We start from the raw sequence: 2384 nt of genomic DNA, 5'->3' as shown, positions 1-2384 counted from the left end.
CGATCGCGAACATCCGGCAGGACATCGCCACCGCCAGCCGCCATCCATTCGCCGATCAGCAGATTGATTCTCCGGCGCAGATCCATCTGCGCCAGGGCCTTTTCTGAGCAGTCGCGATCGCGGTCGACGAGACCGCGCACGGACGCCTCGACATCGGCCATTTCCAGCCTCAAGGCGCTGATCTTACGTCGAATTTCATTAATTCTGTTGTCCATGGCTTGTTAGAACAAAATAAGAACATATAGTCAAGTCACGATTTCAGAACGGAGAGGCCAGATGCAAGTTCAAGGTAAATACGACGCCAGGGTTTTCCTCGCGGAGCAGATGACGAGGTCACAGGGCCTGAGGTTGAAGCGGCTCAGCGAGGAGGCCTATCAGCCCGCGCAATATGATCGCGATCTGTCCTTCACTGAAGCTGCGCGCCGCATCCAGGTGCTCGAGGCGGAGATCGAACTGGCAAATTCCTTCTAGGCTGCATCGTGCATCCGGAACGTTGCGGGCGCGCTTTCGGAACCATGCTTATGCCGAATGGGTTTTCTCCCGGCCAAGGGAGAATCCGAATGGCACGGAAGGCAAAGAAACGCCGCTACTCGCGCAGCGCCGGCAGCGACGTCGAAAGCGAAATGCGGCGCTACAAGAAGGGCACGGCAAAGAGCGGCCCCGGTGGTCGCGGCGGACGTGTGAAGAGCCGCAAGCAGGCGATCGCAATCGGCCTGTCGAAGGCGCGCAAGAAAGGCAAGAAGGTCCCGAAGAAGGCCTCGAAGCGGAAGGCATCCAAGAAGAAGGCATCCAAGAAAAAGACGAGCAAGAAAACGTCCAAACGCAAATCCGCCAAGCGATAGCGGCAATCGGCGCTAGATCATGCTGCCCGGCATGAAGCAGCGGATCGAGATGCCAAACGCGGTCTTCACCGGCCACACCATGGTGCGGCCGGCGCGGTTCGGCTCGGTGATGACGGCTTCATCGGGCACATCGACCCATTGCCCATCGAGGCGCACGCGATAGTGCCCGTCATGCGACTCCCAATCCGGATCGGAGACGGCAAATCCGTCGGCGTCCGAGCAGCACGGGCCGAGATGGCTGCGCAGGCTGTCGAACCAGGGCTTGAGCGGCGAATCGGCGTAGCGGCCATCATCGCGCCCCAGGGCACTTCCAGCCGACAGCACGAGCGGCGCCACGAGCAGCGCACGTCTCAGCGAGAGCTTCAATCGATCCATGTCGGCACCGATCAAATACGAACCGCCGGTTCCATAAGACGGCCGGAGGTCCGAAGTTCCACTCTTGCAACTCGCCTGGGCGCCTTCATTGCCGCCAAGGCAACACGCGATCGAATTCTGACGAGCGAACGCGGCTTTTTCGGACGAACCTGTCACCAATGCTGCCGTTGACGAGAATGTTATCGGCGACCTGTGGGTATCTCGGATGCCAACGAGAAAAGGCGGCCCGAAGGCCGCCTTTTTGGATTTGCGCCGGAAGAGCTCGACCTACGCGAGTGGCACCGCGACAAACCGGGTCGCGTCCGCACTTTTGACCTGCAACAGCACGCTGGTCTTGCCGGACGATTTGGCCTGCGCCAGCTCGGAGCGGACGTCGCCGACATTGGCGACGGGCTTGCCGCCGACATTGAGGATGACGTCGCCGGTCTGGATGCCGCGCTGCGCCGCCGGCCCTTGCGGATCGACCTCGGTGACGACGACGCCCTTCTGGCCGGCGCCCTGCACGTCGCCGGCCGGCGCCAGGCTGAGCCCGAGGCGCGGCGTGCCGTTGCCCGGCTGCGCCTTGCCCTCGTCGGCCTTTCCGTTTCCTTGGGCCTGCCGCTCGTTCGGCAGTTCGCCGAGCGCGAGGGTCACCGTCTTGCTCGCGCCCTTGTGGAAGACGTCGAGCTTCACGGACGTGCCCGGCCCCAGCGTGGCGATGGTGCGGGCGAGATCGCGGGAGTCCTTGATCGCGGTACCGTTGACGGCGGTGATGACGTCGCCCGCCTCGATGCCGGCCTTTGCCGCCGGGCTATTGTCCTGCGGATTGTCGACGATCGCGCCGCGCGCCTCCTTCAGGCCGAGGCTGTCGGCGATCTCTGACGTCACCGGCTGCACCTGCACGCCGAGCCAGCCGCGGGTGACCGCACCCTTGTCCTTCAACTGCGCGACGACGAGCTTTGCGGTCGTGGCCGGAATGTCGAAGCCGATGCCGACCGAGCCGCCCGACGGCGAGAAGATCGCGGTGTTCACGCCGATCACGTTGCCGTTCATGTCGAAGGCCGGGCCGCCGGAATTGCCCTTGTTGATGGGCGCGTCGATCTGGATGAAGTCGTCATAGGGACCATTGCCGATGTCGCGGCCGCTGGCCGAGACGATGCCGGCGGTCACGGTGCCGCCGAGGCCGAA

General features: G+C 63.4%; 4 protein-coding genes. 2 read left to right on the top strand and 2 right to left on the bottom strand.

Annotated features, from left to right (window positions below):
• Positions 1–276: 276 nt before the first annotated feature.
• Both AC1D00_RS36765 and AC1D00_RS36760 read left to right on the top strand, forming a co-directional pair.
• Entirely contained in the window at positions 277–471 is a 195-nt protein-coding gene (locus tag AC1D00_RS36765; RefSeq protein WP_027546239.1) for a DUF3072 domain-containing protein, read from the top strand.
• 89 nt (positions 472–560) lie between these two features.
• Complete coding sequence (locus AC1D00_RS36760; protein ID WP_404559164.1) at positions 561–842, top strand: DUF6496 domain-containing protein; 282 nt, start codon at positions 561–563, stop codon at positions 840–842.
• A gap of 12 nt (positions 843–854) precedes the next feature.
• Here the strand turns inward: AC1D00_RS36760 and AC1D00_RS36755 are convergent, their stop codons facing one another.
• Together AC1D00_RS36755 and AC1D00_RS36750 are read right to left on the bottom strand one after the other, a co-directional pair.
• Entirely contained in the window at positions 855–1217 is a 363-nt protein-coding gene (locus AC1D00_RS36755) for a hypothetical protein (RefSeq protein WP_026312964.1), read from the bottom strand.
• 267 nt (positions 1218–1484) lie between these two features.
• Positions 1485–2384 (bottom strand): PDZ domain-containing protein (locus AC1D00_RS36750; protein ID WP_477014041.1); only part of this gene is annotated, 900 nt, incomplete at its 5' end.

The sequence above is a fragment of the Bradyrhizobium sp. P2_E8 genome, from assembly GCF_056403875.1.
This window is presented reverse-complemented; position numbering and strand designations above follow the sequence as displayed.

Coding starts and splice junctions, on each gene's coding strand:
- AC1D00_RS36765 (WP_027546239.1), top strand. CDS start 277: ATGCAAGTTCAAGGTAAATACGACGCCAGGGTTTTCCTCGCGGAGCAG.
- AC1D00_RS36760 (WP_404559164.1), top strand. CDS start 561: ATGGCACGGAAGGCAAAGAAACGCCGCTACTCGCGCAGCGCCGGCAGC.
- AC1D00_RS36755 (WP_026312964.1), bottom strand. CDS start 1,217: ATGGATCGATTGAAGCTCTCGCTGAGACGTGCGCTGCTCGTGGCGCCG.